A 26,438-nucleotide genomic window follows, 5' to 3' on the forward strand; every position below is an offset into this window, starting at 1 on the left:
CCTCGCCCGAGACCCGCCGAACCGGCAGCGAAAGGAACGTCATGGCCGAAGAGACCCGTACCGCACCCGACCACACGAGCCGCACGCCCATGGACAAGGAGCGGCTGCGCACCCTGCTCGCCGAGATCCTCGACGTCGACGTCGCCGAGATCTCCGACCGCGCCCACTTCGTCGACGACCTCGGGGTGGACTCGCTGATGGCCCTGGAGATCAGTGTGCGGCTCGAAGCGGAGTACCCCGTCAAACTGGCGGAGGAGGAGCTGACCGAACTCGCCACCCTCGACGACACCTACGCACTGCTCGAGGCCAAACTGAGGTCGGCCTCATGACCGCGCCGTCCGTCTCCCTGCTCGGCCTGGAACCCCGCTCCGTCCTCCGCGACGGCGGCGCCGTCACCGCACGGGCCACCGTCGACCCCGGGCACGAGGTCTTCCCCGGCCACTACCCCGGATTCCCGGTCCTGCCGGGGGTGTGCCTCATCGAGTACGCCGACCGCAGCATCCTCTTCGACCAGCGGCGCCTGGACCGGGAGCGGGAGCTGGTCGCCGTGGACCGCTGCCGCTTCCGGGCCCCGGTCTTCCCCGGCGACGAGCTGACCCTGCGCGTCGAGTACGCCGACGGCGACGACGCCGCGCCCGAGCTGCGCAGCGACGTCGTGGTCAGCACCGGCCGCGGCCGCGTCGCGGAACTGCGGCTACGGCATCGCACGGTGGCGACCGGGGCGGGCCGATGACCGCCTGGGCCGCCGACACCGACGCCATCACCCGGATCATCCCGCACCGCTACCCCGTCCTGCTGGTCGACCGTGTCACACGGGTCGATCCGGGACGGACCCTGACCGCGCTCAAGGCGGTCAGCGCGAACGAGTCCTGCTACCGCGGGGTCCCGGCGCACGGCGGTCCCGCCCGCTTCCACTACCCGCGTCCGCTGCTGATCGAGTCCTGGGCCCAGGCCGCCGTGCTGCTCGCCGTCTGGAACACGCCCAACCCCGACGTGACCACCGGAAAGGTCGAACTCGCCGGTGCCGTCGACGAGGTGGCCTTCCACCGCCCCGTAACCCCCGGCGACCTGCTCGAACACCGGGTGCGGGTCGTCCGGGCGGTCGGGGACACCACGATCCTGGCGGGCGGGACCCACTGCGACGGCGCCCCGGTGACCGAGGTCGGCCACTTCATCGTCGCGCTGCGCCCGCTCGCCTCCGTCGCCCCACCGCTCGCCCCGGACCACTCCAGCCCCTGAGACCCGTCGGTCCCGCAGCCCTCCGAGGAGACCCGCCATGCCCGCACCCGACCGTCCCGTCGCCCTGGTCAGCGGCGGCTCACGCGGCATCGGGCGAGCCGTCGTGCAACGGCTCGCCGAGACCGGCCACGACGTGGCGTTCTGCTACCGCGGCCGCGACGACGCCGCACGGGAGACCGCGGAGGCGGCCGGCAAGACCGGGGCCCGCGTACTGCCCGTGCGGGCGGACGTCACCGACGCCGGGGCCGTCCGCTCGCTGGTCGCCGCCACCGAGCGGGAGCTCGGCCCCATCGCGACCGTCGTCGGCTGCGCCGGCATCGTCCGGGACAAACCTCTGCTGATGATGGGCGACGACGACTGGCGGGAGGTCGTCGACACCAACCTCAACGGCACCTACCACCTGTGCCGCGCCGTCGCCTTCGGGCTGATGAAACGCAGGTCGGGCAGCATCGTCACGCTGTCCTCCGTCAGCGGCCTGCACGGCAACGCCGGACAGGCCAACTACGCGGCCACCAAGGCCGGGATCATCGGCTTCACCAAGTCCCTCGCCAAGGAACTCGGCCGCCACGGCGTGCGCGCCAACGTGGTGGCCCCCGGCTTCATCTCCACCGACATGACCGCCGAGCTGCCCGCGAACACCGCGGAGAGCATGCGCGGCCGCATCGCGCTCGGCCGCTTCGGAGGACCCGAGGAGGTGGCCGACCTCGTGGCCTTCCTGGTGTCCGAACGGGCCGCCTACATCACCGGTCAGGTGTTCGCCGTCGACGGCGGCATCGCCCTGTGAACCGGGCGGCGCCGGCCGCCCCTCCCGCACCGCACCCGACCGCAGCCAGCCCCGGAAGGCGAGGGCCATGACCACGAGGACCATCTTCTACTTCTCCCTGCGCAGTCCGTACTCCTGGCTGGCCCACCGGGAACTGACGCGTCGCCGGCCCAGGGTCGCCGCCGAACTGGAGTGGGTGCCCTACTGGGAGCCGGACGCGCGCAGCGAACGGCTCCTGGCCGAGTCCGGGCACGCCTTCGTCTACACGGCGATGTCACGCCCCAAGCACTTCTACATCCTCGCCGACGTCCGCAGGCTCGCCACCGCCCGCGGTCTGAAGGTCACCTGGCCGGTGGACCGCGACCCCGTCTGGGAGGTACCCCACCTGGCCTGGCTCGCCGCCCGGGCCCACGGCCGCGGCACCGAGTTCGCCGACCGCGTCTACACCGCCCGCTGGCTGGAGGGCCGCAACATCTGCGACCCCGCCACCATCGCCGCCCTCGCCGACGAGAGCGGCCTCGACCCCGCCGAACTCGCGGGCGCGGCCGACCACCCCGGGCTGCGCGAAGAGGGCGCCCGGGCGCTGCGCCGCGCCGTCGAGGACGGCGTGTTCGGCGTGCCCTACTTCATCAACGGCCACGACAAGTACTGGGGTCTGGACCGCCTCGACGCCTTCCTGGCCACCCTCGGCCCCACGTACGACACCGTGCCGCCCCCCGAACCGGACCTGCGCGAACCCGTGCTCGAGGCGCGCGGAGGAGGTGACCTCGGACATGGCGGCGGGTGCGGCTGAACCGACGACACGGACACACGACACGGCCGGCGACGGCGACTGGGCCTTCGGCTGGCACCGGTGCGGCACCGGTGACCCGGTCGTCCTGCTGCACGGCCTGCTCACCGACAGCAGGGTGTGGGAGCCCGTCACGACCGCCCTGGCCACGACCCGGACGACCGTCGCCGTGGACGCGCCCGGCCACGGCCTGGCACCGGCGCGGGCGGCACCGTACACCCTGGAGGAGGAGGTCGACCGGCTCGCGGACACCTACCGCGGCGTCATGGGGGAGCGGCCCGCCGTCTGGGTCGGCCACTCCATGGGCGGCATGAAGTGCTTGCGCATGGCTCTGCGCCACCCCTCGCTCGTCTCCGCCCTGGTCCTGGTGGACACCCGCCCCGACGAGGAACCGGAGAACACCAGGCGCCCCTTCGAGGCGATGGTAGAGGCGGTGCTCGCGGACGGGATGAGCGCGGACCTCGCGGCCATGGTCGCCCGGCTCAACTTCCGCCGCGACTTCCTCACCAGCGACACCGCCCGGACCTGGACCGAGCACTTCACCACGCTCACCGGCGAGCGCATCGAGCACGCCTGCCACTCCGTCTACCGGCGGGGCGACCTCACCGGCCGGCTGCCCGAGGTGGACGTGCCGGTGCTTGTGGTCCACGGCGCCGACGACGTGCCGATCCGGCTGCCCGTCGTACGCGAGTACACCGCCCGCATGCCCAGGGCCAGGCTCGTGGTGCTGCCCGCCACCGGACACACCCCGCCCCTCGAACGTCCCGGCGAACTCCTCGCTGCCATCCGTGAGTTCCTCGCCGACCCGACCACCTTCCCCACGCCCCCGGCCACGCAGGAGATCCCGTGACCACGGAGACCGTCACCACCCCCCGCCCGCGCGACGTCGTGCTGCCCGACGGCGCGGGCACCCTCCTCCTGATCACCCTGGAGAACGGACTGCCCCCGCTCGGCCCCGCCATGCGGCCCACCACCTTCGGTCCCGAGGGACTGGACCGCCTGGACGCGGTGCTCGACCGGGCGGCGGCCCGGGCCCGGACCGGGGAGATCGCCGCGGTGGCCGTCACCGGAACCGCCTTCATGTTCAGCACCGGCGCGGACCTGGCACTCGCGGCCGGCGTCACCGACCGCGACGAGGCCGTACGCACCCTGCGCCGCGGCCACCAGGTCTTCCGCCGCCTCGGCGAACTGCCCGTTCCCAGCTTCGCGTTCGTCAACGGCGCCGCGGTCGGCGGCGGCCTCGAACTCGCGCTGCACTGCGGCTACCGCACCCTGTCCCGTGGCGCGCCCGTCGTGGCCCTGCCCGAGTGCTCGCTCGGTCTGGTCCCCGCGTGGGGCGGCGCCTGGCTGGCGCCCCGGCTGCTCGGCCCCGACACGACCGTCACCCTGATGCTGGAACACCCCCTGTCCGCCCGGCGGATGCTCTCGCCCGTCGAGGCCCACGACCTCGGTCTCGCGGACGTCCTGCTCGACCCCACCCGCTTCCTGGACCGCTCGCTGGCCTGGGCCGCCGAGGTCCTGACGGGCCGGCAGACCGTGGAGCGGACCCCGCCGGACACCTTCGCCGGCCAGTGGGACGACGCGCTCGCCCGCGCCGCCGACCTCGTCGAGACGCACACGCACGGCGCCGTACCCGCCCCGCGCCGCGCCCTGGAACTGCTCGAACTCGCCAGGACGGCCCCCCGGGAGGAGGTCCTCACCGCGGCCGAACAGGCCGCCGCCGACCTGTTCGTCACCCCCGAGTTCCACTCCAGCCTCTACGCCTTCCAGCTCACCCAGAGCCGTGCCCCCTCCCACCCGGCGCGCCCCGACACGAGCTTGGCGCGGCCGGTGCGCGGCGTGGGGCTGATCGGCGACGGCGAGGACGGGCTGCGGTTCGCCGCCCTGCTGCTGGAGAAGCTGCGCATGCCGGTCACCGTGTGCCTGCCCGACCCGGCCGCGTGCGAGGCCGTGACCGGCCGCCTGCGCGGCCTCGTCGACGAGGCCCGCGCGGCCGGACGCATCTCCGACCTGGACGCCGGGCGGTGCGCCGGAGGGATCACCGCCGGCACCGCGGTGGACGTCCTCGCGGACACGGACGTCGTCGTCGCCGGACCCGGCGCGGACGGCGCGCTGCTGCGGCAGGCCGAGGGCGCCGTCTCCGAGGAGTGTGTGCTGATCGCCGTCGGCCCCCGCCCGGCGGCCGAGGTGGCGGCCGGGCTCAAGCATCCGGGCCGGCTGGTCGGCCTCGGCCTGCCGGCCACCGTCTCCGCGCCGGGCGTGGTGGAACTGGCCCGGGCCGGGGCCACCGACCACGCCTACGCCACGGCGGGCGCCCTCGTCGCCCGGACCGGCCTGCCCCTGCTGCCCGTCGGCGACCACCCAGGGGTCGTGGCCGACCGGCTGCGCGGCACGTTCCTGGGCGCGCTGCTGGACCGCGCCCCCGAGGAGGACCTCGACACCGTCTGCGCGCCGCTCGCCCTGCCGACGCCGCCGAGCGTGTCGGCCCGGCTGCTGCTGCGGGCCGGGATCCTGGCCCGTCCGACGCCGCCGCCCACGACCACCGCCCCGGACGCGCTCGACCACGCGCTGACGGCCCTCGCCCGGGACATCGGCGCCCTCGTCGCCGACGGTGTGCTGGCCGCCCCCGCCGACGCCGACCTGATGCTCCTGGCGAGCGGCGAGTGGCCCTTCCACCTGGGCGGCGTCACGCCGTACCTGGACCGGTCCGGCATCGCCGAGAGCGCCGGCGGCGCCACGCCGGGGGAGCGGAGGTGACCGGCCGCGCACGACCGGAGCGCGCCCCGCGCGGATGAGGGGCGCGGCGCGTCGACGCCACCGCGTCCTCGTCCTGCTCCACGAGCTCCGGCGGATGCTGATCGCCTACGGCGGCATGTGGACGGCACCCGGCTGTCCGGAGTACACGGCGCTGATCCTGCGCTCCGGCGACCCGCCGCCGGGCCACCCGGAGAGCCGGGACGCCCGGACCCCGCTCAGTGCCGAGGAGCGCGACCTCGAACGCCGCATGTACGCCGACGACCGTCCCGCACGTGAGCGCCCCGGCGGCAGACGGAAGCGGAACAGGCCCGGCCACGGGCACCGACCAAGGGGAAATCCGTGACGCATCCCGACCGGCTCCGCCGCGACCCGCAGGCGGCCCGTCCCCCTCGCGACACGCACCCGTCCCGGCCGTCCTGCCGCACGCCGGAGCCGGGGCCGGGCCGCGACGCGCAGGCGACCCGGTCGGCCCGCGACGCGCAGGCGACCCGGCTGGCGCTCGCGGCGCGCGACGGCGACACCGACGCCGCGGAGCGCTTCGTGCGCTCACTGCACCGGGACGTCTGGCGGTACGTGGCCCATCTCAGCCGTGATCCGCAGGCCGCCGACGACCTGACCCAGGAGACCTTCCTGCGCGCCCTGGGGGCCCTGCGCCGCTTCCGGGGCCACTCGTCCGCACGGACCTGGCTGCTCACCATCGCCCGGCGCGCCGTGGCCGACAACGGGCGGTACGCGGCGGCCCGGCCGCGTCTGTACGCCGTCCCGGACTGGGAGACGATGGCCGAACGCGCCCAACCACGCGGCCTGCCCGGCTTCGACGACGGCATCGCCCTGGGCCAGCTGCTCGACACGCTGCCCGAGGAACGCCGTGAGGCATTCGTCCTCACCCAGCTGCTCGGCCTGCGCTACACCGAGGCCGCGCGGGTCAGCGGCTGCCCGGTGGGAACCGTGCGGTCCCGGGTGGCGCGGGCGCGGGCGGCCCTCATCGAGGACCTGGAGGGCTGACCTCATGCAGCACGCGGCACTGTCCGGGTTCCCCGGCTGGCTGCTCGCCGCCCTCTGCGCGACGGTCGGCGCCTACTGCCTGTTCCGCGTCCGCACCGGCCCTCGCGCGGAGCGGGCCGAGATGACGTCCGACGCAGTGATGGGGTTCGGCATGGCCGCGATGGCACCGCCCTCGCTCATGGCGGTCATGCCGGGCTGGAGCGGCACCGCGGGCGCGGCCTGCTTCGCGGCCGCCGGACTCGCCGCGTCGGCGTCGCCACCGGCACGGCAACGCCTGCACCACGCCCTCGGTGCGCTCGCCATGGTGTACATGTCCGTCACCATGCCGATGGGAGCGGCCGGTACCGGCACCGCACACGCCCGGCACACGGCCGAGACGGGCGTCCCGGTGCTCACCGCAGTGCTGCTCGCCTACTTCGGCGGCTACGTCCTGTTCGCCGGCGCCGCCCTCGCGACCGCGGGCCCCGCCGACGCCTCCGGAGCTGCCCACCCCGGCGTCCTGCTGGGACGCGCCTGCCGGATCGTGATGGCGGTGGCCATGCTCACGATGCTCGCCGCACTCTGACCGACGACCTGAGCTCTGCCGGAAACGAGTGCCTCGCCAGGCTGACACCCGGTAGAGGACCAATTCCCTGTCGTAGGTGGCTTGCAGCTCATCGGCCGGCTCGTCATGGCGCACTGCTGAGATCGGGGTGGCGAGGTCCCCGCAGCACCCTCGTGCACGGCGATGAACGTGATCGCGAGGGCGGTCAACTGCTCCGCATCCGGACGCCAGCGGCGCATGGACCTGCCGTCTCGCCACGCCCGACACCGTCCACGGCCGGGCCGACCTCTTCCTCGGCACCCACCCGCTACGTCAACGAACTTGCCGGCCGGCGCCGACCCACCGCCCGTATGCGAAGGGGCGCAGGGCGATCGATAGCCTTCCGGGGAGCGGGAGAAGGAGGCCGCCGGCGCGAACTCCGCAGATTCTCCCCAGGACCCGTCCTGAGCGCCCATCCCCCTGGGCCGCGACACGTACACAGCGAGGTGAGAGGCCCCATGTTCACGACCCGTCCCACCCTCCAGGGCACCTTCGGCATGGTGTCCTCCACCCACTGGCTGGCCTCCCAGTCGGCCATGGCGGTACTGGAGGACGGGGGCAACGCCTACGACGCCGCCGTCGCCGGGGCCTTCGTGCTGCACGTCGTCGAACCGCACCTCAACGGGCCCGCCGGAGAGGTGCCGATCCTGCTCGCTCCGGCGGGCGGCGAGACACGGGTGCTGTGCGGGCAGGGTGTGGCCCCGGCCGGGGCCACACCGGCGCATTACAAGGGGCTGGGACTCGACCTCGTCCCCGGCACCGGACCGCTCGCCGCCGCCGTGCCCGGGGCCTTCGACGCGTGGCTGCTCCTGCTGCGCGACCACGGCACCAAGTCACTGGCCGAGGTGCTGAAGTACGCCGTCGGCTACGCCGAGCACGGGCACGCTCCCGTGGAGCGCGTCGCCGAGACCGTGGAGACCGTCCGGGAGCTGTTCGAGACGGAGTGGACGTCCTCCGCCGAGGTCTACCTGCCGGGCGGCCGCCCGCCCCGCCCCGGCGAGCTGCTGCGCAACCCGGCCCTCGCCGCCACCTGGAAGCGGCTGCTCGCCGAGGCCGCCGGCGCGGGGAACCGGGAGGCGGAGATCGACGCGGCGCGGGAGATCTGGCGCTCCGGGTTCGTCGCCGAGGCCCTCGTGCGGCAGGCCGGGCGGCCCACCCTGGACACCAGCGGCGAACGCCACACCGGCACGCTCACCGCCGCCGACCTGGCCGGCTGGTCGGCGCACTACGAGGCCCCGGCGACGTACGACTGGAACGGCTGGACCCTGTGCAAGGCCGGGCCCTGGAGTCAGGGGCCGGTGCTGCTCCAGCAGTTGGCGCTGCTCCCGCCCGAGCTGCCCGACCACGGCTGTGCCGACTACGTCCACCTGCTGGTCGAGGGCTGCAAGCTCGCCATGGCCGACCGGGAGGCCTGGTACGGCGACGCGGACGGCGCGGACCGGGTACCGCTCGACGAGTTGCTGTCCCCCGGGTACAACGCGGCGCGGCGGCGACTCGTCGGCGACAAGGCCTCCTTCGAACTGCGCCCCGGCGCCCCGGGCGGGCGCGTCCCGCGGCTCGCTGCCCACGCGCTCGTCGCCGCCGTGGAGGGCGAGGGCCTCGACGCCCTCGGCGTCGGCGAACCGACGGTCGCCAAGAGCCCGAAGTCCCCGGTGCCCGGGGAGCCGGACGTCGCCGCCGACGGCGGCACCCGCGGCGACACCTGCCACCTCGACATCGTGGACCGCTGGGGCAACATGGTCTCGGCCACGCCCAGCGGCGGCTGGCTCCAGTCCAACCCCGTCGTGCCCGAACTGGGCTTCCCGCTCGGCACCCGGCTCCAGATGACCTGGCTGGAGGAGGGTCTGCCCAACTCGCTCACGCCGGGCCGCCGCCCGCGCACCACGCTCACGCCTTCCATCGCCCTGCGTGACGGAGTACCGGTCATGGCCTTCGGCACCCCCGGCGGCGACCAGCAGGACCAGTGGCAGACGCACTTCTTCCTCGCGGTCGCGCTGCGCGCCCGGGTGCGCGGCGGTCTCGACCTCCAGGGCGCGATCGACGCCCCGAACTGGCACAACGACAGCTTCCCCGGTTCCTTCTTCCCGCGCGGCATGCGGGCGGGCTCGGTCACCGTGGAGTCCCGCATGCCGGCCGAGGTCGTCGAGGAGCTGCGGCGCCGCGGGCACGACGTGACCGTGGGGGAGGCGTGGTCGGAGGGCCGGCTGTGCGCCGTCGCCCGGGACCCGGAGACGGGCGTGCTGTCGGCGGCGGCGAACCCGCGCGGCATGCAGGGGTACGCCGTGGGCCGCTGACCGGCACGCACGCGCGTGCACCCGATGTTCGTGCCGATTCCACCCGGAGTACACCACCCGGGTGGGGATTGTCAGTGGCGCGTGCTCTCATGGAGTCATGATCGAGGACAACGAAACCATCGACGAGTTTCTCGCCCGGCACAGCGACGACGTGGAGGAGGCCGTCCGCAAGGCGGCCGCGCAGGAGATCATGCCGCGCTGGCGCCGGCTCGCGGCACACGAGGTCGACCAGAAGGCCGGCCCGCACGACCTGGTGACGGACGCCGACCGCAAGGCGGAGCTGTACCTCACGGAGGCCCTGCCCCGCCTGCTGCCCGGCTCGGTGGTGGTCGGCGAGGAGGCGGTGCACGCGAACCCGGCGTCGTACGGGGCGATACGCGGCGAGGCCCCGGTGTGGATCGTCGACCCGGTCGACGGGACCCGGCAGTTCGTGCGTGGCGAGGAGGGCTTCTGCACGCTGGTGGCGCTCGCCCACCGCGGCGTCGTGCACGCCTCCTGGACCTACGCCCCGGCCGACGACCGGCTCGCCACGGCCGTACGCGGAGAGGGCGCCTTCCTGGACGGTGAGCGGCTGTACGCGGGGCCGCCCGAGCCCGGCCGGGACCTGCGGGTGGCCACCTCCCACCCGGACTACACGACGGACGAGCAGAAGCGCGACCTGCTCGCCCTGCGCACCCCGGGTGTGGCCCCCCGCCCGTGCGGCTCCGCGGGCCTGGAGTACCTGGCCGTCGCCCGCGGCGAGTCCGACGCCACCGCCTTCTCCTGGGAAGCGGCGTGGGACCACGCGGCCGGACTTCTCCTGGTCGAGGAGGCGGGCGGCACCCACCTGACCCGCACCGGCGAGCCCTTCCGCATCACCGGGGGCAACGAACTGCCGTTCACCGCCGCCCGCGACGCGGCCACGGCCCGCCAGCTGGTGGCCCTGCTGTCCGGCGAGGCCTGATCCCCCGCGGAGCGTAGGCCGCTGCCCGGGAAACCGGATGCCCCGGCGGCCCCTCGCGTGATCGACTGTCGGGCCAGGCAGCCGTCGCCGAACGACCGGAGTCACCTTGTCCATACGCGTCACCGCTCTCATCGACCCCGCCCGCACCCCCTCCGCCCATCGCCTGGCCTGGCTGGCCTGCGGGGACGACGGCGGTCCGCTCGGGCACGCGTTCCTGCGGGTGTTCACCCGGGAAGGGCAGGACCACCTGGCGGAGCTGACGCTGCACGTGCATCCGGCGGAGCGGCGCAGACGGGTCGGGTCGCGGCTCCTCGACGCGGCGGTGGCCGCCGCGCGGGAGGCCGGCCGGCGGTCGGTCGTCGCGCAGGCCGACGCGGACACGCCCGGCGACCACTTCCTCGCCGCGAGCGGCTTCCGCCGTGTGCTCGCCCTGACGTACGCCCGGCTCGACCTGAGCGGGACGGGCGGCGGCCGGGCCGAGGAGACCGACGCGATCGTCGAGCGGCCGCACCCCGGCTACCGGTTGGTGTCCTGGCGCGGCACCGTCCCGGACGACCTGGCCGGGACCTTCGCCGACTCGCGCCGTGCGATGGACGACATGCCGATGGACGACACCGACTACGGCGTGGTGGCCTGGGACGTCGAGCGGGTCCTGGCGGCCGCCCGGGCCGTCGCCGACCGCGGGGAGCAGCTCACCACGGTGGCCGTCGTCGACGAGGCGGACGGCTCGATCGCCGGCTTCTCGGAGTTCGTCGTGCCGGGCGACGGCAAGGGGGACGGGCTGCACTACGGCACCGGTGTGCTGCCCGAGCACCGCGGCCACGGCCTCGGCCGCTGGATGAAGGCCGAGTCGATCCGCCTCGCCCGCGCCCAGCACCCCGACCTCGCCGGTCTGGTCACCGACACGGCCGACAGCAACACCCACATGCGCCGCATCAACGACGCGCTCGGCTACATCCCCACGCACCGGGCCCTGGAGTACCAGCTCGACCTGTGACGACCGGGCCCGCACCGGTCGCGCCGCGCGGAACACCCGCCGTCAGGCCGCCACCCCCTCCGCGGCGAGGAACTTCTCCACCGCCTCCCGCGCACGACGGTCGAAGCCGGCGTACTGCGCCTCCCGCTCGGCCCCCTCGACCGCGTCGCCGACCAGCAGACTGCCCTCGGCGTCGACGCGCTGCGGGCGATCCTCGGCGTCGGTGAGCAGACCGACGGCCGAGTGGGAGAAGCCGCAGTAGTAGGCGATGCCCTCGCTGAGGTTGGTCTCCAGGAGGGAGTGCATCGCCTCGGTGATCGGATCGTCGGCGGTGGCACCGGCCAGGCCCAGCCAGAGCATGCGCTTGCCCGCCAGGCGCGGCTTGCTGCGGCCGTAGGCGAAGCCGTAGTTCCACACCCGGTCGATCCATCCCTTGAGGAGGGCGGGCACACTCTGCCAGTACACGGGGAAGACGGCGACGATCACGTCGGCGTCGAGCACGCGCCGCATGTGGGCCCGCGCCTCGTCCGAGTACGCCTTCTCCCGGTCGCCCCAGTCCGGCTGGTCCGCCGTGTTCATCCGCGGGTCGAAGCCCTCGGCGTGCAGGTCGAGCAGGTCGACGCGGTATCCGGCGGCCTCGAGCCGGTCGACGGTACGACGGGCGGTGTGCGCGGTGAGGGAGTCGGCGCGGTGGTGCGCGACGACCACGAGGGCGGTCCTGGCGTTGCTGCTGCTGTGCTGCGTCACTGGGTCTCCCGGCTGGTCTCGGTCAATGCGACGAGTCCAGTACAGCCGTGGCCACGTGGATGATCCATGGGAGAAACTCTTGGAAACATAAGAGATCGTCTACGATGACCGGTGTGGATCCCCTGAGTTCACTGCTGACCGGCATCCGGGCCGAGGGCTCGGTCGTCAGCCACGCCGTCCTGACGGCGCCCTGGACCATCCGCTTCACCGACGGTGCGCCGCTCACCATGGTCAGCGTGCTGCGCGGCGGCGGCACCCTGCTGCTGCCCGACGGCACCCGGCGGGCGGTCGGCGTGGGCGACACGGCCCTCGTCCGCGGCCCCGCGCCGTTCCTTCTCGCCGACCGGCCCGCCACGGTCGAACGCCCGCACACCGAGTACGAGATCGCGTGCTTCACCGCGGATCCCGAGTGCACCGCCCAGGACCTCGGCGGTATCCGCTGGGGCACCGATCCGGACGGCGCGACCGCGCTGATCGTGGGCGCCTACCGTGCCTCGGGCCACCGCCACGAACGGCTCCTGCGCACTCTGCCGCCCGTCCTGGTCGTCAACGAGGACGTCGAGGTCTGTGCCTGGCTGGAGACGGCCGCTGCCGACGCCGCCCGGCTCTCGGCCGGTTCCCAGGCGCTGATGGACCGCCTCCTCGACTGGGCCCTGGTCTGCACGCTGCGCAACTGGTTCGACCAGGCCGGTGCCGACGCGCCCAGCTGGTACCGCGGCCTGGCCGATCCGGTCCTCGGCCCTGCCCTGCAGGCCTTCCACGGCCGGCCCGCCCAGGCCTGGACGGTGGCGTCGCTCGCCGGCCGGGCGGGCGTCTCCCGGGCGCTGTTCGCCAAGCGCTTCACCGAGCTGATGGGCCGCCCGCCCCTCGCCTACCTCACCGAATGCCGGATGGCCGACGCCGAGGCGCTGCTGGCCGACACCGACCTCAGCATCGCCCGGATCGCCCGGTCCGTCGGCTATGCCGACGCCTTCGGCTTCAGCGCCGCCTTCAAACGCCACCGCGGCCAGAGCCCCAGCACGTTCCGCGCCACGGCGGCGGCCTGAACCCCGCCGCGCGGCCCGGCCCACCCGCGACCGTGCGCTGTCCGACCCCGGGCATATCCTGATCCCCAGTGGCCATCGGCTGACGAAGGGGTCCGAAGGTGCCGTCGATGCTCGATGCGGTCGTAGTGGGTGCGGGGCCGAACGGACTGACCGCCGCCGTGGAGCTGGCCCGCCGCGGCTTCTCGGTGGCCGTGTTCGAGGCGCGGGACACGGTGGGCGGCGGCGCGCGCACGGAGGAGCTGACCCTGCCCGGCTTCCGGCACGACCCGTGCTCGGCCGCGCACCCGCTCGGCATCAACTCGCCCGCCTTCCGCGACCTGCCCCTGGAGCGGTACGGCCTGGAGTGGCTGCACCCCGGGCTGCCCATGGCGCACCCCTTCCTCGACGGCTCGGCCGCCGTGCTGTCCCGCTCGGTCGGCGAGACCGCCGCCTCCTTCGGGGCGCGCGACGCCGGCCCGTACCGCAGGCTGGTCGAGCGCTTCCTGCCCAGGTGGGACACGCTGGCCCGGGACTTCATGTCCCTGCCGCTGACCGCGCTGCCCCGCGACCCGGTCACCCTGGCCCGGTTCGGTCTGGTCGGTCTGCCCCCGTCGACCTGGCTGATGCGCCGCTTCCGCGACGACAGGGCCAAGACACTCTTCGCCGGGCTCGTCGCGCACGTCATGGCCCCGCTCGGCGGCTTCGCCACCGGCGCCATAGGCCTGGTCTTCGCCCTGGCCGCGCACGCCCGCGGCTGGCCCGTGGCGCGCGGCGGCTCCCAGTCCATCTCCGACGCCCTCAGCGCGTACCTCGAGGACCTCGGCGGCGCCGTCCACACCGACTACGAGGTGAAGCGCCTCGACGACCTGCCGCCCGCGCGGGCGTACGTCTTCGACACCTCGCCCACCGCCCTGGCCCGCATCGCCGGCCTCGGCAACCACTACGCGAACTACCGTTACGGCCCCAGCGTCTTCAAGATCGACTACGCGCTGGACGGCCCCGTCCCGTGGACGGCCGAGGAGCCCCGCAGCGCGGGCACCGTCCAGATCGGCGCCGACAGCACGGAGATCGGCGCCGCCCTGCACGCCGCCTCCGGCACGGACCGCGCACCCGAGCGGCCGTTCCTGATCACCGTGCAGCCCAGCGTCGCCGACCCCACCCGCGCCCCGGCCGGCAAGCACGTCTTCTGGGCCTACGGCCACGTCCCCAACGGCTGGAGCGGCGACCTCACCGACGCCATGGAACGCCAACTGGAGCGCTTCGCCCCCGGCTTCCGCGACCGCGTCCTCGCCCGCGCCACCGCGGGACCGCCCGAACTCGCCGCCCGCAACGCCAACTACGTCGGCGGCGACATCTCCTCCGGCGCGGTCTCCGGCCTCCAACTGCTCCTGCGTCCCAAGATCTCGCTCTTCCCGTACTCGACCCCGCACCCGGCCGTGTTCATCTGCTCGTCGGCCACCCCGCCCGGCCCCGGCGTCCACGGCATGTCGGGCCACAACGCGGCGAAGGCCGTCTGGCGCAGGCTGAGGCAGACATGACCGACATCACCCTCGTCCAGGGCGACATCACCCGCCAGAGCGCCGACGCGATCGTCAACGCCGCCAACTCCTCCCTCCTCGGCGGAGGCGGCGTCGACGGGGCCATCCACCGGCGCGGCGGCCCCGCGATCCTGGCGGAGTGCCGCAGGCTCCGCGCGGGGCACCTCGGCAAGGGCCTGCCCACCGGCCGTGCGGTCGCCACCACCGCCGGCGACCTGGAAGCGCGCTGGGTGATCCACACGGTCGGTCCGGTCTGGTCGGCCACCGAGGACCGCTCCGGCCTCCTCGCCTCCTGCTACCGCGAATCCCTGCGCACCGCCGACGAGTTGGGCGCCCGCACGGTGGCCTTCCCCGCCATCTCCACCGGCGTCTACCGCTGGCCGATGGACGACGCGGCCCGGATCGCCGTCGAGACGGTGGCGACCACCGGGACCTCGGTGACGGAGGCCCGCTTCGTCCTCTTCGACGCCCGGGCGTACGAGGCGTTCGCGGCACGGGTGGGCTGAACGCGGTCCGCGCCCGGACCGGTGCCGGGCGCCGGGCGGCCTACCGGCGGCGGTGCGGGAACGCGGCGCGCGGGAAGCGGTCGTGCACCCGTACGGCCCCGACGACCAGGGTGGCGACGGCGATCGCCGCACCGCCGCCGATGGGAAACAGGGAGTCGACGACCATGCTTCTGCGTTGATCGGCCACGGTCGCCGCGCCCACGTCCTGCCCGTTGAGCAGCCTCCGGCAGTCGACCGTCTCGGACGGGACGCAGTACGGCTCGAACGTCACGACGGCGTGCACGCCGAAGGCGATCAGTCCGACGCCGGCCAGGAGGGCGTGCAGCCACAGCAGGAAGACCGCCACCCTCAGGACCGGGCCGTCGACGGCCAGCACCACGCCCACGGTCCCGCTGACGCAGATGATCGCCGCGTACCCCAGGACGACCCACCCCCACCACCCGGTCGCGAACCCCACCGGCAGCAGGATGACCGAGAACGCCACGCACCAGTACACCCCGCTGCGGAGGCTGTTCCGTACCTCGTCCATCGGTCCGTTCCCGTCGTCGCTGGGAAGTGTCGGGCGCGGCGGTGCCGTCGCGGCCGGCCGCCCCGTCCCGAGTCCAGCGGCCGCCGGGTTGTTCAGCAACCCGCTCCGCCGCCCTGAACATTCGCCGCATCCCGCCGGTCGCCCTCTCCAGCCGGCCTGAGCCCTTTGTTGCAAGTGATGGGCAATGGGTACGCATCGACAACAGGCGCGGGGAAGACATGACAGCCCGTCGGACCCGTCGGACCCGTCGGACCCGTCGGACCCGTTGGACCCGGCGGACCGACCGGAGCCTTCCGAGACGGAGTGCCGTCCTCGCGTGGCGTTCGCAGCCGGTGCGACCGCCTGGCCCGCGCCCTGGTGCTGCGCCCCCGCCGGGTCGTGTGCGACGAGATGACGGTGATGCTCGACGCCTCGACCACGGCCGCCCTGGTACGGGTCGTGGAGGACTACCGGGCCGTCACCGGCGCGGGCCTGCCGGCCGTCGGCCACGACCGGGTCCTCCTCGACCGCTGATGCGAACGCACCGCCGAGTGGGCGTCCCCGGTTTCCCCGGCGGAGCGCTGAACCCCCCACCCCGGGTCGGTCAGCGGGTGCTCCACTTCTGGTTGTCGCGGCCGCTGCACTCCCAGAGCTGGAGCCTGGCGCCGTTGCCCGTCTTCTCGTCGACGACGTCCACGCACTTGTTGGCCTGCACATTGACCAGGTCCCGGGGGCCGGCCAGGATGAACTGCTGTGCCGGGTTGCCGCTGCACACCGCCACCTGGACCACCGTCCCGTTGGCCGTGCCGCCCCAGGTCGCGTCCATGCACAGGCCCAACGAGCGGATCGTGCCGTCGGGACGGAAGTCCCACTTCTGCCAGTTCTTGCCGGTGCAGTCCGCGATCTGCAACGGCGCACCGTCCCGCCACTTGTGGCCCGCCACCTCGATGCAGCGGTTCGAGGCGTGGCCGTAGATGGTCGTGCCGGGGGCGACGGGCTCCGGCGCCTCGGCCTCCGGCTTCTCGTCGCCGCCGCCCCCGCCTCCGCCCGACGTCTCCTTCTCGGGCTTGTCGCGCTTCTCGGGAGCCGGCGCCTCACCACCCCCGTCGTCCTTCGGCGCCTCGGCGGTCGGCTGCTGCGCCTGCGGCTGCTCGGCGGGCGCGGACCCGGCGGTGCTGGGCAGCAGCTCCGGGGTCGCGCTGGGACTGGGCGCGAGGGCGGCGCCCGCCTGCTGGGTCTGCTCGGTGGCACTGGTGCGGACCTGTGGCTTGTAGGCGATCCAGATCATCACGAAGGCGATGGCCAGCGCCACCGCGATGCCCAGGAACGTCGCGAGCCAGCGGGGCAGGAATCCGCGCTGCACATAGGTTCCCTCGACGTCGGTCGGATCCGCCCCCGACCGGCGCACCGCCATCCGGTACGGCCGCTCCTGCTTCGCCCCGAACCAGGTGATCTGCCGCGGCTTGAGCGTCGTTTCGACGAACGCCGCGCGTCCGGGCTCGATCTGCACGTTCGAGGGCCGGATCTCGTACGAGAGGTGGTCGCCGGTGTCGCTGCCCGTGACCGACGCCGTCACCTTCGTATTGCCGAGGTTGTCCACCGCCAGCCGCGGCCGGCCCCGGAACCGCCCCTTCACCGTGTGCGGCACCAGCTCCGCCCGCACCTCGGAGAACGCCGTGATCGTGAGGTTCCCCTCCGGGACGGTCACGGCGTCCGGATGCTCCGTCGGCGTGATCCGCACCGCGTACGGATGAGGGCCCGCCACCGCGTCCGGCGTCCGCGGCGGGGCGAAGGTCAGCTCCACGGTGCCGGTCGTGCCCGGATACAGGCGCAGCGTCTGCGGCTCGACCGTCGTCCAGGGAGCCATGTCCCCGACCGGCTCGAACCGGTACTCGTCCACCACGTCACCGGTGTTGCGCACCCGCAGTCGTACGCGCGTACTGCTGCCGGGGTCCACCGTCGCGGACGCGGGTTCCAGGGAAGTCCACAGGCTCACAGGGGGACGTTACGTGGTGCTCCGGTCACCGTCACGAGCCGCAGGGGCAGACCTGGGTGCCCCAACGGCCCGGGTCACGTGACCGGTCGTCCCGAAGACCTCCGTGTCCACCAGGAACAAACAAACTCCGACGGGGTAATTGATTCGGTTGTGTTCGGGTTCTAGGGTGACCCATGACTCAGTAGTCGCCGCGTCACCGGCAGTTGTGTTCCATCCCCACGGCAACTGCTCTCACAGCACCGTGCGTTGAGCCGCCCCCGAAGCCCACGGAAGGCCACGGTCATGCCGCACTCGCCCGTGTCACCCGCCGAATCCCCGGCCCCTCAGCCCAGCCGTCCCCGCCCGGTCGTCAGCCGTCGCCGTCTCCTGGAGGGCGGTGCCGCCGTCCTCGGCGCCCTCGCGCTGTCCGCGTCGCCCCTCGCGGCGCAGGCGGCCGTACGGCGGGCGGCGGCCGACGAGCCGCCGGAGTGGAACGACTTCGGTGTCTTCCGGCTCGGGACCCAGCCGCCGCACGCCACGCTCACGCCGTACGCGGGCGTCGAGCAGGCGCTCGCCGGCGACCGTGCCCGCTCGCCCTACCGGCTGAGCCTGGACGGCACCTGGAAGTTCGCCTACGCCGACCGCCCCGAGGACCGGGACGCTGACTTCCACCGCACCGACGTGGACGACGGCGACTGGGAGACCATCCCCGTCCCGTCCGTGTGGCAGCTGCACGGTCACGACTTCCCGATCTACCTGAACATCACCTACCCGTACTGGGGCCCCAACGGCCTCGGCGAGGAGCCGCAGCCGCCCGCCGCGCCGACCCGCTACAACCCGGTCGGCCAGTACCGGCGCACCTTCACCGTCCCCCGGGACTGGAAGGGTCGGCGCACCTTCCTCCACTTCGAGGGCGTCAAGTCCGCGCACTACGTGTGGATCAACGGCGAACTGGCCGGTTACGACGAGGACTCCTACACGCCCTCGGAGTACGACGTCACCGACCTCCTCAAGCCGGGCACCAACCAGATCGCCGTCGAGGTCTACCGCTACTCCGACGGCGACTGGATGGAGGACCAGGACATGATCCGGGTGAGCGGCATCTTCCGCTCGGTCCACCTCTACTCCACCCCGGCCGTGCACCTGCGCGACTTCAAGCTGGACACCCCGCTCGACGACACCTACACCGGCGCCGAACTGGCCGTCACCGCGAGCGTGCGGGCGTACGACGGGGGCGGGACCGGCCGCTACACCGTCGAGACCCAGCTGTACGACGCGCGCGGCCACGCCGTCTGGTCCCGGCCGCTCCAGCAGCCCGTCGAGGTCGGTGCCGCGGGCACCGGCGAGGACGTCACCGTGCGCGCCGCGAAGGCGGTGCCGAAGCCGAGGCTCTGGTCGGCCGAGCACCCGAACCTCTACACGGCCGTCCTGCGCCTGCGGGATCCCGCGGGCAAGGTGACCGAGACCCTGTCGCACCGGGTGGGCTTCCGCGAGTTCGCGCTCAAGGACGGCCTGATGCGGATCAACGGCGAGCCGGTGTCCTTCCGCGGCACCAACCGCCACGAAATGCACCCCTCCCGCGGCACCGCGCTCACCCGCGAGGACATGGTCGAGGACATCACGATCATCAAGCGGATGAACATCAACAGCGTCCGCACCTCGCACTACCCCAACAACCCGTACTGGCTGGAACTGGCCGACGAGTACGGCCTCTACCTCGTCGACGAGACCAACCTGGAGACCCACGGCATCCGCGACGAGTACCCCGGCGACCACCCCGACTGGACCGCCGCCTGCGTGGCCCGCGCCCAGAACATGGTGCACCGCGACAAGAACCACGCCTCCGTCGTCATCTGGTCGCTGGGCAACGAGGCGGGCGGCGGTTCCACCTTCACCGCCATGCACGACTGGATCCGCTCCTACGACGACACCCGCGTCATCCAGTACGAGGGCGACGACCGCCCGGGCGTCAGCGACATCCGCTCGGAGATGTACGACAGCCCGCAGCGCGTCGAGCAGCGCGCGAAGGACACCTCCGACACCCGGCCGTACGTCATGATCGAGTACGCCCACTCGATGGGGAACTCCACCGGCAACTTCAAGAAGTACTGGGACATCGTCCGCCGGTACGACGTCCTCCAGGGCGGCTGGATCTGGGACTTCGTGGACCAGTCCCTCCACACGCCCGTCCCCGCCCGCACCCTGCTCACCGAGGCCGGGCCCGCCGGGCTGCGCGGCGAGATCCTCGCCACCCGGGGCACCCTCGACCGCGACAAGGGCCTGTCCGGCATCACCGTCTTCGAGCGCGACGACAGCCTCGACCTCACGGGCTCACTGACCCTGGAGGCCTGGATCACCCCGCACGTGACGGGCTACCACCAGCCGATCCTCGCCAAGGGCGACACCCAGTACGCGCTGAAGCAGAACGGCCGGACCCTGGAGTTCTTCATCCACTCCGAAGGCCAGTGGATCACCGCGAACTGGACCGTGCCGGACGACTGGACCGGCCGCGAGCACCACCTCGCGGGCGTCTTCGACGCGGACGCCGGGACCCTGACCCTCTACGTCGACGGTGTCGAACGGGCCACCCGCACCACCGACCGGCGCCCCAGCAGCAACACCGCGCCCCTCGCCCTCGCCAGCGACGCCGACAACCAGGTACGGGAGTTCAGCGGCACCGTCCGCCGCGCCCGCGTCTACGCCCGCGCCCTCGGCGCCGCCGAACTGGCCTCCGAGAGCCGCGGTCCCGGCGACGAGGGAGTGCGGTTCTGGTTCGACGCCGCCACGGTGAGGACCACGACACGGCGGCCCCGGGACAGGACGTTCCTCGCCTACGGCGGCGACTGGGGCGACAACCCCAACGACGGCGCCTTCGTCGCGGACGGCATCATCACCGCCGACCGCGGCCACACCGGCAAGGCCGCCGAGGTCAAGCGCGTCTACCAGGCGATCGACGCCGCCCGCACCCCGGGCGGCGGCCCCGGCGCCGTCACCCTCACCAACGAGTACCTCTTCACCCGCCTCCGCGAGTTCGACGGCCACTGGGAACTCGTCGCCGACGGCGAGGTCGTACGGCGCGGCAAGCTGACCCGGGACCAGCTGGACGTGGCACCGCGCACCAGCAAGGACATCACCGTCCCCGTCCGGCTGCCGGGCCGCCCCGCCCCGGGCACCGAGTACTTCCTCCAACTCTCCTTCACCACCAAGGAGTCCACCCCGTGGGCGAAGGCGGGCTTCGAGGTGGCCCGCCGGCAGCTCCCCGTCGAGACCGACGCCCACGCCGTCACCCCGGCCCGCCTGGCGAGCGTGCCGGTCCTGCGCCAAGAGGACCGCGACCAGGACATCGAGGTCACCGGCAACGGCTTCTCGGTCACCGTCGACAAGCGCACCGGCACCATCACCTCCTACGATGCCCGGGGCACCCGGCTGATCACCTCCGGTCCCGTGCCCAACTTCTGGCGCGCGCCCACCGACAACGACAAGGGCAACGGCCAGCACACCCGCAACCAGACCTGGCGCGACGCGGGCGCCCGCCGCGAGGTCACCGACGTCACGGTGCGCCCCCTCGGCGACCGGGCCGTCGAGATCAAGGTCACCGGCACGCTGCCCACGTCGGTGGAGTCCGCGTACAGCACCACCTACACCGTGTTCGGCAACGGCGAGATCAAGGTCGACAACACCCTGCACCCCGGCGCCGCGAACCTGCCCTACATCCCCGAGGTCGGCACGATGCTGTTCCTGCCGCGCGGCCTGGACCGGGTGCACTGGTACGGCCGCGGCCCCGAGGAGAACCACTGGGACCGCAACGACGGCACGGACGTCGGCCGCTACTCCGGGACCGTCGCCGAGCAGTGGACGCCGTACATCCGCCCGCAGGAGAACGGCAACAAGACCGACGTCCGCTGGATCGCCCTCACCGACCGCCGCGGCGTGGGCCTGCTCGTCTCCGGCGAACCCCTGCTGGAGGCCAACGCGTCGTACTTCACGCCGGAGGACCTGTCGGCCGGGGTGCGGCACGACTACCAGCTCACCCCGAGGGACGAGGTCGTCCTGCGCCTGAACCACCGGCAGATGGGCGTCGGCGGCGACAACAGCTGGGGCGCGCACACCCACGACGAGTTCAAGCTCTTCGCCGACCGGGACTACGCCTACACCTACCGGCTTCGCCCGCTCACCGACGTGCGGGACGCGACGCGCGCCTCGCGGCGGTCGACGGCGACCGAGTAGGAGGAAGAGGCGAGGGAGCGGCGCCGTCAGTCGGCGGCGTCGCTGATCCCCAGTCGCAGGTGCTCCACGTGGTAGACGGCCTGGTCGAGCAGCCCGGAGACATGGTCGTCGTGCAGGGCGTACACCACCGAACGGCCCTTGCGCTCGCCGACCACCAGACCGAGGTTGCGCAGCAGCCGCAGCTGGTGCGAGCAGGCCGACTGCTCCATGCCGACCTCCGCCGCCAACTCGGTGGCGGGCAGCGGCCCTTCACGCAGCCGGGCGAGGATCAGCAGCCGGGACGGGGTGGACAGGGCCTGGAGGGTCGTGGCGACCTTCGCGACGTTGTCCGCGTCCAGCCGCACCCGCTCGGCGGCGTCCTGCGCGGTGGTGACGGCTCCGTGACCCATGCCGCCATCTTACGCACCCGCCGAAGGACTCCCCGGGGGGCAGATGAACGGATGAACAAATGAATGAGTCTTCATGTGTTCCTGTATGGTGGGGCGCGTGCCCACCACCCTCGCCCCCGCTCCGCAGACCGCGCCCACCACCGCGGCGCCGCCCCGCCGCCGCACCCGTGTCCTCGCCCTGCCCGAGGCCCGCTGGGCGCTCGTGTCGCTCCTCGCGTTCCTCGCGGCCCTGCCCCTCGACCTCGGCTCCGCCCCCGCCTGGACGTACGGCCCGCTGTACGCGGTCGCCTACACCGCCGGAGGCTGGGAGCCCGCGCTCGAAGGGCTGCGGGCGCTGCGCGAGAAGACCCTGGACGTCGACCTCCTGATGATCGTCGCGGCGCTCGGCGCGGCCGCCATCGGGCAGGTCCTCGACGGCGCCCTGCTGATCGTCATCTTCGCCACCTCCGGCGCCCTGGAGGCCCTGGCCACCGCCCGCACCGCCGACTCCGTGCGCGGACTGCTCGACCTCGCGCCCGCCACCGCGACCCGCCTGCGGGAAGGCGGCGAGGAGACCGTCCCGGCCGCCGACCTCGCCGTCGGCGACCTGGTCCTGGTCCGGCCGGGAGAGCGGATCGGCGCCGACGGCACGGTCGTCGACGGCACCGGGGAAGTCGACCAGGCCACCATCACCGGCGAGTCCCTGCCCGTCCTCAAGCGCCCCGGCGACGACGTCTTCGCCGGCACCCTCAACGGCACCGGCGCGCTGCGCCTGCGCGTCGGGCGCGACCCGGCCGACTCGGTCATCGCCCGGATCGTCACCCTGGTCGAGGAGGCGTCCCGCACCAAGGCGCCGACCCAGCTGTTCATCGAGAAGATCGAGCAGCGCTACTCGGTCGGCGTGGTCGTCGCCACCCTCGCGGTCTTCGGCATCCCCCTCGCCCTCGGCGCCGACCTCACGGGCGCCCTGCTGCGCGCCATGACCTTCATGATCGTCGCCTCGCCGTGCGCGGTCGTGCTCGCGACGATGCCGCCGCTGCTGTCCGCCATCGCCAACGCCGGCCGGCACGGCGTCCTGGTCAAGTCGGCGGTCGCCATGGAACGCCTCGGCGAGATCGACGCCACCGCCCTCGACAAGACCGGCACCCTCACCGAGGGCACCCCCGAGGTGACCGCCGTAACCCCCTCGGCCGGTGGCGACGTCGACGAGGACACACTCCTCGCTCTCGCCGCCGCGGCCGAGCACCCCAGCGAACACCCGCTGGCCCGCGCGATCGTGGCCGCCGCCCGCGCCCGGGGACTGCACATCGCGTCCGCCGACGAGTTCACGGCGGCCCCCGGCCGTGGCGTGACGGCCGTGATCGACGGCCGCACGGTGCACGTCGGCCGCGCGGACACCCCCGACGGCGCCGAGACCACCGTCCGCGTCACCCGCGACGGCACCCTCCTCGGCACCCTCGCCCTCACCGACCGCCTCCGCGCCGACGCCGCCCGGGCCACCACCCGGCTCACCGCCCTCACCGGCACCGCCCCCACCCTGCTCACCGGCGACCACGCGGCAGCCGCCGCCCGCGTGGCCGACGCGACCGGCATCACCGACGTCCGCGCCGGACTGCTGCCCGAGGGCAAGGTCGAGGCCGTACGGGAACGAGAGCGGGCCGGCCGCAAGGTGCTCTTCGTCGGCGACGGCGTCAACGACGCCCCCGCGCTGGCCGCCGCACACGCCGGCGTCGCCATGGGCCGGGCCGGTTCCGACCTCGCCCTGGAGACCGCCGACGCGGTGGTCGTGCGCGACGAGCTGACGGCCGTGCCCGCCGTCGTGGACCTCTCCCGGCGGGCCCGCAGACTGGTCGTCCAGAACCTGGCCGTCGCCGGGGTCTTCATCACCGTCCTCGTCCTGTGGGACCTCATCGGCCACCTCCCGCTGCCGCTCGGCGTCGCGGGCCACGAGGGCTCGACCGTGCTGGTCGGCCTGAACGGCCTGCGGCTGCTGCGCGAGTCGGCATGGCGCCCGGAGTGATCCGCGGGACCCCAGCACGCGGCACGTCCATGTCGGATTCCCGCCAGCCCCGGCCCGTCCGGTGCACCATCCTGGACACATGCAGACGGGAATGCACACCGACACCGAGCGCTGCGCGCGCGCCGTCCGGTCGAAGGACGCACGGTTCGACGGCTGGTTCTTCACGGCCGTCCTGACGACCCGCATCTACTGCCGGCCCAGCTGCCCCGTGGTGCCGCCCAAGCCCGAGAACATGACCTTCTACCCGAGCGCGGCGGCCTGCCAGCAGGCCGGGTTCCGGGCGTGCAAACGCTGCCGCCCGGACACCAGCCCCGGCTCGCCCGAGTGGAACCTGCGCGCCGACCTCACGGCCCGCGCCATGCGCCTGATCGCCGACGGCGTCGTGGACCGGGAGGGCGTACCCGGCCTCGCGGCCCGCCTCGGCTACAGCACCCGCCAGGTCGAACGCCAGCTCCTCGCCGAACTCGGCGCGAGCCCCCTCGCCCTCGCCCGCGCACAGCGCGCCCAGACCGCCCGGCTGCTGATCGAGACCACCCCACTGCCCATGGCGGACGTCGCCTTCGCGGCCGGCTTCTCCTCCATCCGCACCTTCAACGACACCGTCCGCGAGGTCTACGCCCTCTCCCCGAGCGAACTGCGCACCCGCGCCCCCAAGAGGCGCCCGGCCCCCACCGCCCCCGGCGCCCTGTCCCTCCGCCTCCCCTTCCGCACCCCGCTCAACCCCGACAACCTCTTCGGCCACCTCGCCGCCACCGCCGTCCCCGGCGTGGAGGAGTGGCGGGACGGCGCGTACCGGCGCACCCTGCGCCTCCCGTACGGTCACGGCATCGTGGCCCTCACCCCGAACCCCGACCACATCGCCTGCCGCCTCACCCTCAGCGACCCGCGCGACCTGACCGTCGCCATCAGCCGCTGCCGGCGCCTGCTCGACCTGGACGCCGACCCGACGGCGATCGACGACCAGCTGCGCACCGACCCGCTGCTCGCACCGCTCGTCGACAAGGCCCCCGGCCGGCGGGTCCCCCGCACGGTGGACGAGGCGGAGTTCGCCGTACGGGCCGTGCTCGGCCAGCAGGTCTCCACCGCCGCCGCCCGCACCCACGCCGCCCGCCTGGTCACCGGGCACGGCGATCCGGTGGACGACCCCGAGGGCGGCCTCACCCACCTCTTCCCCTCCACCGGGGCGCTGGCGGCGGTGGACCCGGAGACCCTGGCCATGCCCAGGACCCGCCGCACCACCTTCACCACCCTGGTCGCCCACCTGGCCGACGGCTCCGTCAACCCGGGCGTCGAGAGCGACTGGGCCGAGACCCGCGCCCGGCTCCTCGACCTCCCCGGCTTCGGCCCCTGGACCGCCGACGTCATCGCCATGCGCGCCCTCGGCGACCCCGACGCCTTCCTCCCCACCGACCTCGGCATCCGCCGCGCCGCCGCCGGACTGGGCCTGCCCTCCACCCCGGCCGCGCTCACCGCCCGCGCGGCGGCCTGGCGGCCCTGGCGGGCGTACGCCGTCCAGTACCTGTGGGCGACCGACGACCACCCGATCAACTTCCTGCCCGTATGAGCCCGTTCGAGCCCGTCCGAGGAGCCGGAGCGAAACCCGTGAAACAGCACACCGTGATCGACAGCCCCTACGGCGCCCTCACCCTCGTCGCCGAGGACGGCGCCCTGTGCGGCCTCTACATGACCGACCAGCGCCACCGCCCGGCGGAGGAGACCTTCGGCGCACGCGACGAACGCCCCTTCGCCGAGACCGAGGAGCAGCTGGAGGCCTACTTCACCGGCGAACTGAAGGACTTCACCCTCGGCCTGCGCCTCAACGGCACCCCGTTCCAGCGCACCGTCTGGGCGCAGCTCCGGAAGATCCCCTACGGCGAGACCCGCACCTACGGCGAACTCGCCGCCGCCCTCGGCAACCCGGCCGCCTCCCGCGCGGTGGGCCTCGCCAACGGCCGCAACCCGGTCGGCATCATCGTCCCCTGCCACCGCGTCATCGGCGCGAGCGGCGGCCTCACCGGCTACGGCGGCGGCCTGGAACGCAAGCAGCGGCTGCTGGACTTCGAGCGGGGGGCGGCGGGACCGGAGGCCCTGTTCTAGCCGCGTCGGCTCCGGCGAAAACGCGTTGCCCGCGCGCCGCGGGGCCCGCTACGCTCACCGGACTCTGAAGACCACGC

At 73.8% G+C, this 26,438-nt stretch carries 24 protein-coding genes and 1 pseudogene; 21 read left to right on the forward strand and 4 right to left on the reverse strand.

Going from position 1 to position 26,438, the window contains the following annotated elements:
- The first annotated feature begins 41 nt into the window (after positions 1-41).
- The 13 genes from C4J65_RS29210 (at position 42) to C4J65_RS29270 (ending at position 11,371) form a co-directional block, all read left to right on the forward strand.
- The gene (locus C4J65_RS29210) at positions 42-329 is read left to right on the forward strand and encodes an acyl carrier protein (RefSeq protein WP_205351087.1); all 288 of its coding nucleotides are present in this window, start codon (positions 42-44) and stop codon (positions 327-329) included.
- Positions 326-733: a hypothetical protein gene (locus C4J65_RS29215; protein WP_115745094.1), complete on the forward strand. Its 408-nt coding sequence runs from the start codon at positions 326-328 to the stop codon at positions 731-733. Before C4J65_RS29210 ends, C4J65_RS29215 begins: the two co-directional genes overlap by 4 nt.
- Positions 730-1,239 carry a 3-hydroxyacyl-ACP dehydratase FabZ family protein gene (locus C4J65_RS29220; RefSeq protein ID WP_115745095.1) on the forward strand — a complete coding sequence of 170 codons (510 nt, stop codon included), beginning with the start codon at positions 730-732 and terminating at the stop codon, positions 1,237-1,239. Before C4J65_RS29215 ends, C4J65_RS29220 begins: the two co-directional genes overlap by 4 nt.
- Before the next feature lie 37 nt (positions 1,240-1,276).
- The gene (fabG, locus tag C4J65_RS29225; RefSeq protein ID WP_115745096.1) at positions 1,277-2,023 is read left to right on the forward strand and encodes a 3-oxoacyl-ACP reductase FabG; all 747 of its coding nucleotides are present in this window, start codon (positions 1,277-1,279) and stop codon (positions 2,021-2,023) included.
- Between the two features lie 67 nt (positions 2,024-2,090).
- Complete coding sequence (locus C4J65_RS29230) at positions 2,091-2,795, forward strand: DsbA family protein (protein ID WP_115745097.1); 705 nt, start codon at positions 2,091-2,093, stop codon at positions 2,793-2,795.
- The gene (locus C4J65_RS29235) at positions 2,776-3,642 is read left to right on the forward strand and encodes an alpha/beta hydrolase (protein WP_115745098.1); all 867 of its coding nucleotides are present in this window, start codon (positions 2,776-2,778) and stop codon (positions 3,640-3,642) included. The genes C4J65_RS29230 and C4J65_RS29235 overlap by 20 nt, the downstream gene beginning before the upstream one ends.
- Positions 3,639-5,549 (forward strand): enoyl-CoA hydratase/isomerase family protein, encoded by a 1,911-nt coding sequence (locus C4J65_RS29240; RefSeq protein WP_115745099.1) that lies wholly within the window; start codon positions 3,639-3,641, stop codon positions 5,547-5,549. Before C4J65_RS29235 ends, C4J65_RS29240 begins: the two co-directional genes overlap by 4 nt.
- 34 nt (positions 5,550-5,583) lie before the next feature.
- A complete protein-coding gene (locus tag C4J65_RS29245) occupies positions 5,584-5,892 on the forward strand; it encodes a DUF6059 family protein (RefSeq protein ID WP_115745100.1) in 309 nt (102 codons plus the stop codon).
- The gene (locus C4J65_RS29250) at positions 5,889-6,554 is read left to right on the forward strand and encodes a sigma-70 family RNA polymerase sigma factor (protein WP_115745101.1); all 666 of its coding nucleotides are present in this window, start codon (positions 5,889-5,891) and stop codon (positions 6,552-6,554) included. Before C4J65_RS29245 ends, C4J65_RS29250 begins: the two co-directional genes overlap by 4 nt.
- 4 nt (positions 6,555-6,558) lie before the next feature.
- Positions 6,559-7,119 (forward strand): DUF5134 domain-containing protein, encoded by a 561-nt coding sequence (locus tag C4J65_RS29255; protein WP_115745102.1) that lies wholly within the window; start codon positions 6,559-6,561, stop codon positions 7,117-7,119.
- Positions 7,120-7,595: 476 nt separating this feature from the next.
- Positions 7,596-9,431 carry a gamma-glutamyltransferase gene (locus tag C4J65_RS29260; protein WP_115745103.1) on the forward strand — a complete coding sequence of 612 codons (1,836 nt, stop codon included), beginning with the start codon at positions 7,596-7,598 and terminating at the stop codon, positions 9,429-9,431.
- A gap of 97 nt (positions 9,432-9,528) precedes the next feature.
- The gene (locus C4J65_RS29265) at positions 9,529-10,374 is read left to right on the forward strand and encodes an inositol monophosphatase family protein (RefSeq protein ID WP_115745104.1); all 846 of its coding nucleotides are present in this window, start codon (positions 9,529-9,531) and stop codon (positions 10,372-10,374) included.
- Between the two features lie 106 nt (positions 10,375-10,480).
- A complete protein-coding gene (locus tag C4J65_RS29270) occupies positions 10,481-11,371 on the forward strand; it encodes a GNAT family N-acetyltransferase (protein WP_115745105.1) in 891 nt (296 codons plus the stop codon).
- A gap of 42 nt (positions 11,372-11,413) precedes the next feature.
- On the opposite strand, the gene C4J65_RS29275 is transcribed toward C4J65_RS29270, so the two are convergent.
- Positions 11,414-12,097, reverse strand: a complete 684-nt coding sequence (locus C4J65_RS29275; protein ID WP_115745106.1) for an NAD(P)H oxidoreductase — start codon at positions 12,095-12,097, stop codon at positions 11,414-11,416.
- Between the two features lie 104 nt (positions 12,098-12,201).
- Here C4J65_RS29275 and C4J65_RS29280 point away from each other — a divergent pair, with 104 nt between their 5' ends.
- From C4J65_RS29280 to C4J65_RS29290, 3 genes are all read left to right on the forward strand, one after another.
- Entirely contained in the window at positions 12,202-13,143 is a 942-nt protein-coding gene (locus C4J65_RS29280; RefSeq protein ID WP_115745107.1) for an AraC family transcriptional regulator, read from the forward strand.
- A 107-nt stretch (positions 13,144-13,250) separates the two neighbouring features.
- Positions 13,251-14,660, forward strand: coding sequence for an NAD(P)/FAD-dependent oxidoreductase (locus tag C4J65_RS29285; RefSeq protein WP_115745108.1), 1,410 nt, complete (start codon positions 13,251-13,253; stop codon positions 14,658-14,660).
- Positions 14,657-15,166, forward strand: coding sequence for an O-acetyl-ADP-ribose deacetylase (locus C4J65_RS29290; protein ID WP_115745109.1), 510 nt, complete (start codon positions 14,657-14,659; stop codon positions 15,164-15,166). The genes C4J65_RS29285 and C4J65_RS29290 overlap by 4 nt, the downstream gene beginning before the upstream one ends.
- Positions 15,167-15,206: 40 nt before the next feature.
- Here C4J65_RS29290 and C4J65_RS29295 read toward each other — a convergent pair whose 3' ends face one another.
- Entirely contained in the window at positions 15,207-15,695 is a 489-nt protein-coding gene (locus tag C4J65_RS29295; RefSeq protein WP_115745110.1) for a hypothetical protein, read from the reverse strand.
- A 342-nt stretch (positions 15,696-16,037) separates the two neighbouring features.
- Here C4J65_RS29295 and C4J65_RS29305 point away from each other — a divergent pair.
- Positions 16,038-16,208, forward strand: a pseudogene (locus tag C4J65_RS29305) (ABC transporter ATP-binding protein); the annotation flags it as partial.
- Between the two features lie 70 nt (positions 16,209-16,278).
- Here the strand turns inward: C4J65_RS29305 and C4J65_RS29310 are convergent.
- A complete protein-coding gene (locus C4J65_RS29310) occupies positions 16,279-17,670 on the reverse strand; it encodes an RICIN domain-containing protein (RefSeq protein WP_115745111.1) in 1,392 nt (463 codons plus the stop codon).
- A gap of 282 nt (positions 17,671-17,952) precedes the next feature.
- Between C4J65_RS29310 and C4J65_RS29315 the strand changes: the two genes are divergently transcribed.
- Positions 17,953-21,876 (forward strand): glycoside hydrolase family 2 TIM barrel-domain containing protein, encoded by a 3,924-nt coding sequence (locus C4J65_RS29315; RefSeq protein ID WP_115745112.1) that lies wholly within the window; start codon positions 17,953-17,955, stop codon positions 21,874-21,876.
- 26 nt (positions 21,877-21,902) lie between these two features.
- Here the strand turns inward: C4J65_RS29315 and C4J65_RS29320 are convergent, their stop codons facing one another.
- Positions 21,903-22,265 carry a metalloregulator ArsR/SmtB family transcription factor gene (locus tag C4J65_RS29320; protein ID WP_115745113.1) on the reverse strand — a complete coding sequence of 121 codons (363 nt, stop codon included), beginning with the start codon at positions 22,263-22,265 and terminating at the stop codon, positions 21,903-21,905.
- 85 nt (positions 22,266-22,350) lie between these two features.
- Between C4J65_RS29320 and C4J65_RS29325 the strand changes: the two genes are divergently transcribed.
- The 3 genes from C4J65_RS29325 to C4J65_RS29335 all read left to right on the forward strand — a co-directional run bounded on the left by C4J65_RS29325 (position 22,351) and on the right by C4J65_RS29335 (position 26,361).
- Positions 22,351-24,264 carry a heavy metal translocating P-type ATPase gene (locus C4J65_RS29325; RefSeq protein WP_205351172.1) on the forward strand — a complete coding sequence of 638 codons (1,914 nt, stop codon included), beginning with the start codon at positions 22,351-22,353 and terminating at the stop codon, positions 24,262-24,264.
- Positions 24,265-24,355: 91 nt separating this feature from the next.
- A complete protein-coding gene (locus C4J65_RS29330) occupies positions 24,356-25,828 on the forward strand; it encodes an AlkA N-terminal domain-containing protein (RefSeq protein WP_115745114.1) in 1,473 nt (490 codons plus the stop codon).
- A gap of 38 nt (positions 25,829-25,866) precedes the next feature.
- The gene (locus tag C4J65_RS29335) at positions 25,867-26,361 is read left to right on the forward strand and encodes a methylated-DNA--[protein]-cysteine S-methyltransferase (protein WP_115745115.1); all 495 of its coding nucleotides are present in this window, start codon (positions 25,867-25,869) and stop codon (positions 26,359-26,361) included.
- Positions 26,362-26,438: the final 77 nt, after the last annotated feature.

It is taken from the genome of Streptomyces sp. CB09001 (genome assembly GCF_003369795.1).
Lineage (GTDB): Bacteria > Actinomycetota > Actinomycetes > Streptomycetales > Streptomycetaceae > Streptomyces.

Bases quoted from the DNA above. Each gene is read 5' to 3' on its own strand.
- C4J65_RS29210 (WP_205351087.1), top strand. From the start codon at position 42: ATGGCCGAAGAGACCCGTACCGCACCCGACCACACGAGCCGCACGCCC.
- C4J65_RS29215 (WP_115745094.1), top strand. From the start codon at position 326: ATGACCGCGCCGTCCGTCTCCCTGCTCGGCCTGGAACCCCGCTCCGTC.
- C4J65_RS29220 (WP_115745095.1), top strand. From the start codon at position 730: ATGACCGCCTGGGCCGCCGACACCGACGCCATCACCCGGATCATCCCG.
- fabG (WP_115745096.1), top strand. From the start codon at position 1,277: ATGCCCGCACCCGACCGTCCCGTCGCCCTGGTCAGCGGCGGCTCACGC.
- C4J65_RS29230 (WP_115745097.1), top strand. From the start codon at position 2,091: ATGACCACGAGGACCATCTTCTACTTCTCCCTGCGCAGTCCGTACTCC.
- C4J65_RS29235 (WP_115745098.1), top strand. From the start codon at position 2,776: ATGGCGGCGGGTGCGGCTGAACCGACGACACGGACACACGACACGGCC.
- C4J65_RS29245 (WP_115745100.1), top strand. From the start codon at position 5,584: ATGAGGGGCGCGGCGCGTCGACGCCACCGCGTCCTCGTCCTGCTCCAC.
- C4J65_RS29255 (WP_115745102.1), top strand. From the start codon at position 6,559: ATGCAGCACGCGGCACTGTCCGGGTTCCCCGGCTGGCTGCTCGCCGCC.
- C4J65_RS29260 (WP_115745103.1), top strand. From the start codon at position 7,596: ATGTTCACGACCCGTCCCACCCTCCAGGGCACCTTCGGCATGGTGTCC.
- C4J65_RS29265 (WP_115745104.1), top strand. From the start codon at position 9,529: ATGATCGAGGACAACGAAACCATCGACGAGTTTCTCGCCCGGCACAGC.
- C4J65_RS29280 (WP_115745107.1), top strand. From the start codon at position 12,202: ATGACCGGTGTGGATCCCCTGAGTTCACTGCTGACCGGCATCCGGGCC.
- C4J65_RS29285 (WP_115745108.1), top strand. From the start codon at position 13,251: ATGCTCGATGCGGTCGTAGTGGGTGCGGGGCCGAACGGACTGACCGCC.
- C4J65_RS29290 (WP_115745109.1), top strand. From the start codon at position 14,657: ATGACCGACATCACCCTCGTCCAGGGCGACATCACCCGCCAGAGCGCC.
- C4J65_RS29295 (WP_115745110.1), bottom strand. From the start codon at position 15,695: ATGGACGAGGTACGGAACAGCCTCCGCAGCGGGGTGTACTGGTGCGTG.
- C4J65_RS29315 (WP_115745112.1), top strand. From the start codon at position 17,953: ATGCCGCACTCGCCCGTGTCACCCGCCGAATCCCCGGCCCCTCAGCCC.
- C4J65_RS29320 (WP_115745113.1), bottom strand. From the start codon at position 22,265: ATGGGTCACGGAGCCGTCACCACCGCGCAGGACGCCGCCGAGCGGGTG.
- C4J65_RS29325 (WP_205351172.1), top strand. From the start codon at position 22,351: ATGGTGGGGCGCGTGCCCACCACCCTCGCCCCCGCTCCGCAGACCGCG.
- C4J65_RS29330 (WP_115745114.1), top strand. From the start codon at position 24,356: ATGCACACCGACACCGAGCGCTGCGCGCGCGCCGTCCGGTCGAAGGAC.